We start from the raw sequence: 7,921 nt of genomic DNA, 5'->3' as shown, positions 1-7,921 counted from the left end.
TATTATCAATAATGGTCAAAATGCCTCTTGCCTGGGCAAACCGGGCTACTAAGGCGATGTCCGTTACTTCAAATACGTTCGACGATGGAGACTCAACGTATATCAGCGTGGTTTTATCATTGACATACTCTTCTAAATGGCAGAACTCCTCGGCACTCAGGAAAGTCGCGCTTATACCCAGTCCGGACAAATATGTCATGACATAACGCCTGACGGGTTCATACACAGAACGCGTAATCAGGATATGGTCGCCAGGACGCAGGAACGCCATAAACACAGACGTAATCGCAGCCAGGCCCGAGCAAGTGCTAAGCGACCCATATCCTCCCTCCAGGCGGGTTATCTCGCATTCGACAGCATCTGTTACAGGGGTGCCAAAACGTGAATAACGCGGATACTCACTCTTCAGGACATCCTGTGATGCAGAATCCAGTGCAGCAAAATGCGGATAAACGCCGGAAGTGGAGCGATAGATCGGAGGATGCGGAAAATGGCTCTCCTCCGCGCAGGGGACTTTATTAGCCATTGTTGACTGTTTCCCAGTGTTCCGCATCATGAATTTGTTGATAGCATGAACCAAACAGTTGCAATACGGATGCGGGGTCGTCCGCCTCCACCACATGGCCGATCAGGTAAAGGCCTGATTTTTCCCCACCGTCATAAATTTCATCAACTTTTCCGGTCAAATGTGTCTTGCGCACCTCGGTGGGAAACTCAGCCGGCAGGGAGACAAGCCGACCGTTAGCAGGTGGGATGCAAACGCAGCCAAAACGCAGAAAGCTTTCCTGATATTGAGGGTAAGCGTGTTGAGGTATCTGGCATTCTGCTAACAGCCACGCTTTATCTATATTAAAACCTGCCATTTCCTCAATCAGAAAACTTATCATTCCTCCGCCGGTTCTGCTCGCTATCTCGCAAAAAACGATTTCATCCGTTGGGGTCACCCACATCTCACAATGAAAAGCAAAGTGTTGAGTAACAGGCATGGCATGCAGTATTTCCTGAACAGAACTGACTAAACGGGCATGCAACGGATCGTTTTGGTCCAGCGGTACGTTACCAATATATAAGTTATCCCGATAGGAAAGGCAGTTGTTTACATATCGAAACGGCTGAATAAAAGTAAGTTTACCCTCGACGACCAGCCCATCAATATGGAACATTTCGCCATCGACATAATCCTCTGCCAGCATATTAGTAATTTGATTATTATTCTGTTGCAGGTATAACTGCAGTTCAGTCGGTGATTTTATAATAACAACACCGGAAGACCCCGAAGCGAGACGAGGTTTTACAACCAAAGGCATGCCATTGGTCGACGCGAAGGCCATAAGCTCTTCCGCAGAATCTATTTTCCTGAAAGGTGCCATTTTTATTGAAGCGCGAGATAATGTCTCTTTCATGAGGAATTTATCTCTGTAACACACGGCGCTGTTTACATCCTGTCCAGGAAGGCCGTAGTGGCTTCTAATCTGAGCGGCGCGAATGATATCTACTTCTGCCCTGCAGAATACATAATCAAAGGGTGTCTCCCGATAAATTGACTCTACCAGCGCATAGAGGGATTCATCATCTCGATCATATTCCTCCAGACAAAAACAATTTTTAATGTGGCGAGCATACTCTTCATAGAATTTCGGAGAGGTAATGAGTACCGGTTCGATACCCAGGTCCTTAAGCCATAAGTCATAAGGGGTTCGCGTGTATTCCGTCTTCGCCAGAATGAGGATATTTTTCATGTTAATGTTAACCCACACTTTTTTCATGACAATAACAACAATGAAGGATTAGTAAACAATTTATTGTTGCTTGGTTGTTACATTTTGTTATATGCGATATTAATCAGTGACTTATAGTGAGCGCGTGCAGGTGGTAGTGGGTTTATTAATGATTATATCTAACTGTTTAGAGCAGTGGCTATGTGCCTGCTAGCTATTTTTTGAACTAAAAATCTGCTCATTGTCTTTTTTGTAGGGTAAAACTCTGTAAAAAAAAGATAAATAATATTTATGCATTTTACGCATCTGCTCGATTGACAAGCGTTATTTAATCCAGATAAATCATCGTACGAAAAATATAAAGTGAGGCAATGTCGATGCAAGGCAATATGGATATGTCGTACGATTATCATGGGGACATTGATTTTCGTGTTCCCTTTACATCAATAAAAAATGAGGACATTCATTTTTATCTGGATGTTGATACCTTCGTTGGTAAAGATACTTGTGGCCAGAATTGCAATCATTGTTGGTTTGTCAATTATGAAAAAGTTTTCTCTAAATCCTTTGGTATTCAGGAAGGGCATGAGATTTACCGAAAGCTGAGCGAGCAGCGTTTTAATATTTATCCTCGGTATGTGGATAGTTTTGCTCACAATGGTGAGTTTATGGATATTTATGGCCCTGCTCATAATCGCGAATTTCGTTCCGGAGAGGATAAAAACGAGACGGATACGATGGTTGCGGGCGACGCATGGACCAGCGGTAAACCTCTGTTGCAGAAAAACTTTAAGGAACTACTGGATAAAGCAGTAAAAAATGGATACGGCACCATATCGATTACGTTTCACGGACTGGTTGATGATGCGGAGGCCTGCTCGCTACGTTCCCATGTCGATTATCCTATTAAAGGCGTATTTCCTGGCGAAAAATGTATTGAAGTGATTTCCCGGATTAAAAATTATAGCCAGGAAAAGGGCGACAGTAACCTGATGCGGGTTAACATCGGCATTACGGTTGGGACACATAATCATACCAAAGAGGATCTGGTAAATTACTGTCATCTCTTTAACAAGTTGGGTGTACAGACAGTCAGGTTCAATTGTTTTACAGACCACGGGCGCAGACATCCACACCTGCAGCTTACACAAGAGCAAGTAGCGCAGTTTTATCAGGACATAAAGTGGGTACATGAGAACATGCCACTCAATTTCCAGCTAGGCGTTAGCGAAGATTTCGGTACATCCGGCATTGAAGTGCTGGAGTTGCCTTCGCATGTGGGATGGTGTCGTGCAGGTCGTCAGTTGTTTGCCATCATTCCAGAGGCAGGGGAAAGCCAGCTGATTAACGGAACGGTTCATGAGCGTATTGGTCAAATCGTCGGTTGCGTAAACATTTTCGAGCCAACTTTCGGCTACCTTACGCGCTTTAAGCATGCCGAAAGCGGTGAAACTGATTATCAGATTCACTTCAATGCAGAAGCTATCGAAGCGTTTACCCAGGACAGGCTTTCTGGTGTTTACAAGAATGGCTGCTTTGCAGGTGAGATACTTCAGATGCAAAACTACGATATTCCGCTTGTAAATCAAAAGCGTATTGACATTATTGAAGTCTGAAATTTATCAGGGCTCCTGAGGGAGCCTTTTTTGAAAAGGACGAATATGGAAGCGCTGGTTTCTCCATACTGGGTTGCAAACAATCTGAGTGCAGGCAACATTGTCATACTCGACGCTACGCTTAAAAAAACAGCAAACAAGACGGGCGATATGACAGGATTAGTCATTCCAGGAGCAGTCTGGTTTGACCTGGAGACGACGTTTTCAGAACCCGAATCTGATTTACCCCATACCTTCCCTTCGGTCTTAAGTATCCCCTCCCTGCTGGCCGGAATAGGGATCACCCCCGACTCAACTGTTGTGGTTTATGACCAACAGGGCATTTATTCGGCCCCGAGAGTCTGGTGGATGCTGAAGGTCATGGGTATTGATAATTGCCATATTCTTGACGGGGGACTGCCAGCATGGCGGGCGGCGGGATTTGAAGTATCCGAAAACTATGCGGTCCCCGATGTTAAAAGCGTCTGCAAATTTAATATTAAGCCTGAGCAAATCGTCGATAGATTCGCCGTGCTGGACAATATCAGTGCCCCGCGTTTTACGTTAGTGGATGCAAGGCCTGCAGCCAGATTTTCCGGGCAACAGGCTGAGCCCCGGGCTGGATTAAGGCGTGGACATGTCCCGCATTCCGTTAATATCCCTTTTAGTGAAGTTCTCGATGATGGCCGGTATAAAACGCGGGACGTGCTGGCAGATATGTTTGCTCGTCACGAACTGTCACATAAAGACGAGCTGGTTTTCAGTTGCGGGTCTGGAGTCACCGCATGTATTGTCCTGTTCGCCGCTCATCTGGCCGGTTTTGAAAGCCTCCGTGTTTATGATGGCTCCTGGGCTGAGTGGGGCCAGGATGAGAGCCTGCCGTTAAAAAGTGAGTCGGCCGAATTATGACGAATTTGAATTTATTGGTGGCTCAACAAAAACAGTTTGCTGTGATCCATACAATGCTGGCCGGGACATTTCTGTCCCGTGCGGGTTATTTTATGGTATGGCCTTATCTGTCCGTCACGCTTTATCGCAATTTTCAGTTAAGTGCATCACTGATTGGCGCGATATTTTTCCTGACTTCAGCCGCTGGGATAATAATTGGCGTATTCGCCAGTTATTATTCTGATAAGCTTGGGCGTAATCGTTCGCTAATAGCCAGCCTATTGCTCAGTATTGCTGGTTTCGCCATTATGGCATATTCCAATGGCACAGCCGAATTTGTGGCTGCCATGATATTTATCTCAACAGGGCGTGCCTGTACCGAGTCATTTAGTAAGGCCATGATTGGCGACTATCTGGTCGATCTAAGATCGAGGGAAAAATACCAATATATACGTTATTATATCGTAAATATTGGTTCTGCTCTTGGTCCCCTGGCGGGGACTTATGCTCTTACCTCACCGAACCTTAACATATTTATTGTGTCCTGCGCAGTTTACCTGCTCTATGCTTTAGCTTTGCTTTTTGTTTTGAAAGGGTTGCGTAATACAGTAGTCCACGACAAGAAGGAGATTCCAGCCTTCACCCATTCTATTTTAAATATCTTCTCTCAGGCGCAGTTTTCAAAGTTGTTGGTTTGCTACTTTATTGTGATGTTTGTCTATATCTCTTTTGATTCTCCGCTTATTCAGCTTTTGACTCGACTGAAATTTTCAGAGTTGAATTACGCCATCAGTATGATATTTGTCGTTAACGCCGTAACGGTAGTTGTTTTTCAGTACCCGGTTATGTTTTTACTAAAAAGCTGGACGATTAGATCCAGGATAATTATGGGAATATTCCTTATATCAGTATCCCAGCTACTGTTTTTGACAGTATATTCCGGCTCGGTTGAGATGTTGGCTCTTTGTGTGCTGGTTCTCAGTATCGGGGAGCTAATTACCATGCCTGCTTTCAGCGTCGAGGTGGACAGGCTGGCACCTGACGATTTAAGAGGGACATCCTTCGGTTTAATTAATCTTACCTCACTCGGCACTGCAATGTGTCCTCTTTTTTGTGGGTTTCTTATTGATGCCGGGTTAGGTCACTTAATGTTCATATCACTTTTTATTCTGGGGATCGTTGCAATATTAATATATGCCTCAGTAGGTCAGTCTTCATTGCAGCAAAGGGAATGACACAAGAAATTCTCCATTGTTGAAGGGTGAGGCCTTAATGTTGACATCGTTTCTTCTGGCTCAGGTGGAGCGTGCTGGCGTGCATACAGCCGGTACGCGTGGGAAGTGAGCATATTGAGGACAGTTGAAAGAGTGCTGATCGAGGCAGCCATATCATTAACCCCATCCCAAATCCCTGTAGGTCTTCCTGTCCTGCTCAGAAAACCGACACGATAATTCTCCTGATGGCGAGATTTATAATATTTAGTCATTGCTTGAAAGTGAGCACCACAGGTTCACCCTCATTTGTCACCCGGCTCCAGCAATCCAGGAGCCGTCTCTCCGGCTTGCTCAACAAAGCAAAACAAACCCAAATCATCTTCATTCGTCCAAAGCTTACGTATGAGAATTTTATTCTCAAATGCGTCAATACGGTCCGATCATGATTAATTTATCATCAAAATTGACTAAAACTTTTTTTTCACGCCCGCCAACACAACACAATATTTCAGGCTCATTTTGAGTGGAGAGGGAAAGTACGGTGCTCCCTATGCTGATGCAGCATGCTTGCTCCGTACGTTCCACCCGGTTAAAACGAGCGCGCTTCATAACGGACACTTTGAACGATCAATCATCGGAGTCGGTCAGTGTCGCCCTCACGCGAGGAAGACTATGGGGGTAATTCTGCTGAATAAACTCGATCATTTTTTCCCGTACATAACAACGTAAATCCCAGGCGGTAGGGGAGTTTTGTGCCGTCATCAGTAATCGGATAGTCATGGTTTTGTTATCAGTATCGGTAACCTGGAGTACCTGAGTTTCCCGATCCCAAAGCTTTGTTTCGCTTAATACTTTTTCAAAATGCTGGCGGAGCGGCTCTAGCGGCATGGAATAATCAAGATAAAGAAAAACGGAGCCTAAGATTTGTGCATTATTACGCGTCCAGTTCTGAAACGGATTTTCTGTGAAGTAAGTGATAGGCAAGACCAGTCGGCGCAGGTCCCAAAGGCGCACCACAACATAAGTCAGGTTTATCTCTTCAATCCAACCCCATTCTTTTTCAACGACCACGGCGTCATCAATTTTAATCGGTTGTGTAAAGGCTATCTGAATGCCGGCAAACAGGTTAACCAATGACTTCTGAAGGGCGAATCCGATAATGATTCCGGCAACCCCGGCCCCGGCCAGAATGGTCGTACCGAACTGCCTGACGCCAGGAAAGCTGAGCAGGATCAGGGAAAGACATAAGGTGACCAGGATAACGATAGCCACCTTTTTAACATAAATTATCTGTGTACGGATTTTACGAGCACGGAGATTATTTGAAAGGTTAATGTCATAACGTATAAAGAGCATGTCCTGGGCGACATTGATTAATCGAATCAGAACGGAACAAAACGATAATATAATAAAAATATGCGTGGTTGTTGTAATAAAACTAATGGATTCAGGTTCAATGTTGACATGATTAACGCCCAAACTGATTAACAGTAAGGGGATAAAAAGAAACATTGATCCATGCAGGTGCTTTTCAAGCGATTTGAACAGTTTTCTGTCGCGGTTTTGCCAGTAGCGGATAAAACGGAGAAGGATATAACGCGTCAGAAAACCCAGGGCAAGAGAGAGCGTGACGAGCAATACAGCAGGCACCCAGGATGGAAAGCCAGATAACTCACCAAATAGCAATGGCATTATTTTCCCCTATAAAAGCCAACAAACCAGGTTGTCAGATAAGTCAAAAAACAGTAACCCTTCTTTTTCAGGTTATCTGCTGATTTTTTGAGACAAACACATTAGTATATGAAAAATATAATAAACTCGCCTCCTCAGGCAGGAATTTTTCTGAAGATTTTTAGTAAACGCTTCTTGTAATTGATGATCCCTGCAACTGTTCTGCCCCTCACATTCGCGTTTTCAACGTGTTAAGCCATATCTCGCCTTACACTGCCCCATAAAGTCATACGACTCACTATGAGTGAAAAGCGGGTTTGTCCTGAGGCCTCCGCTTATTCCTGCTTTGCTTTATCAGCCGGTTCAGGCCGGCCAGGCACGCCAAACCTCAGTTCATGCTCAGAGGCGACCAACATTGGTAGCGGCAAAAGAAGTTGATGGCGGGAAGATCACAGAAACGCAGGGGTAACGCAGCGCGGCATCGCTAAACCAGGCCGACTGATGCCTGCGGGCGCCGAGAGTTATCCACCCGTAAGGACGCCATAGCTTAACTGGCGACAGGTGGGCTGGTCAGGGGACTATTTTACTCTGTGGCAAAGCCTGGTGGCCAGTTCATCAAGCTCTCTGTCATAACTGGCACGTTCTGCCGCGCTGAGGAAACCCTGTTTTTTCACAAAGTGCGTCACGTCACCACGCACGCGCGCAGCCTGTTGCCACATCGTGTCGGCCTGAGTCTGCGTCAGATAGCGGGCCTTACGCGCGGTGCTGATATCAGCCTGCAGCACGTTAACCCGGACAGCAATCTGCACTTCGCGTGTATCCTGCATGCTGCCTC

Annotated in this window: 6 protein-coding genes and 1 pseudogene; 3 read left to right on the top strand and 4 right to left on the bottom strand. The window is 45.4% G+C overall.

All coding sequences use genetic code 11. From position 1 onward, the window contains the following. A partial coding sequence (locus RTK32_RS15670) for a PLP-dependent transferase (RefSeq protein ID WP_312045583.1) occupies positions 1 to 526 on the bottom strand: 526 nt, incomplete at its 3' end. Beyond that, the gene (locus RTK32_RS15665; RefSeq protein WP_312045581.1) at positions 519 to 1,739 is read right to left on the bottom strand and encodes an ATP-grasp domain-containing protein; all 1,221 of its coding nucleotides are present in this window, start codon (positions 1,737 to 1,739) and stop codon (positions 519 to 521) included. The genes RTK32_RS15670 and RTK32_RS15665, both read right to left, overlap by 8 nt. 356 nt (positions 1,740 to 2,095) lie before the next feature. On the opposite strand from RTK32_RS15665, the gene RTK32_RS15660 reads away from it, so the two are divergent. The 3 genes from RTK32_RS15660 to RTK32_RS15650 are packed head-to-tail and all read left to right on the top strand — an operon-like array spanning position 2,096 to position 5,436. Next, positions 2,096 to 3,334 (top strand): radical SAM protein, encoded by a 1,239-nt coding sequence (locus tag RTK32_RS15660; protein ID WP_312045579.1) that lies wholly within the window; start codon positions 2,096 to 2,098, stop codon positions 3,332 to 3,334. 45 nt (positions 3,335 to 3,379) lie between these two features. Then, the gene (locus tag RTK32_RS15655; protein ID WP_312045578.1) at positions 3,380 to 4,222 is read left to right on the top strand and encodes a sulfurtransferase; all 843 of its coding nucleotides are present in this window, start codon (positions 3,380 to 3,382) and stop codon (positions 4,220 to 4,222) included. Next, on the top strand, positions 4,219 to 5,436 hold the full coding sequence (locus tag RTK32_RS15650) for an MFS transporter (RefSeq protein WP_312045576.1): 1,218 nt from the start codon (positions 4,219 to 4,221) through the stop codon (positions 5,434 to 5,436). The genes RTK32_RS15655 and RTK32_RS15650 overlap by 4 nt, the downstream gene beginning before the upstream one ends. 606 nt (positions 5,437 to 6,042) lie before the next feature. Here the strand turns inward: RTK32_RS15650 and RTK32_RS15645 are convergent. After that, positions 6,043 to 7,107, bottom strand: coding sequence for a mechanosensitive ion channel domain-containing protein (locus tag RTK32_RS15645; RefSeq protein WP_312045574.1), 1,065 nt, complete (start codon positions 7,105 to 7,107; stop codon positions 6,043 to 6,045). 557 nt (positions 7,108 to 7,664) lie between these two features. Beyond that, positions 7,665 to 7,921, bottom strand: a pseudogene (locus tag RTK32_RS15640) (hypothetical protein); the annotation flags it as partial.

The organism is Erwinia sp. (assembly GCF_031978025.1).
GTDB lineage: Bacteria > Pseudomonadota > Gammaproteobacteria > Enterobacterales > Enterobacteriaceae > Erwinia.
Note: the sequence above shows the minus strand (reverse complement) of the source record. Positions and strands in the feature narration are given on the sequence as shown.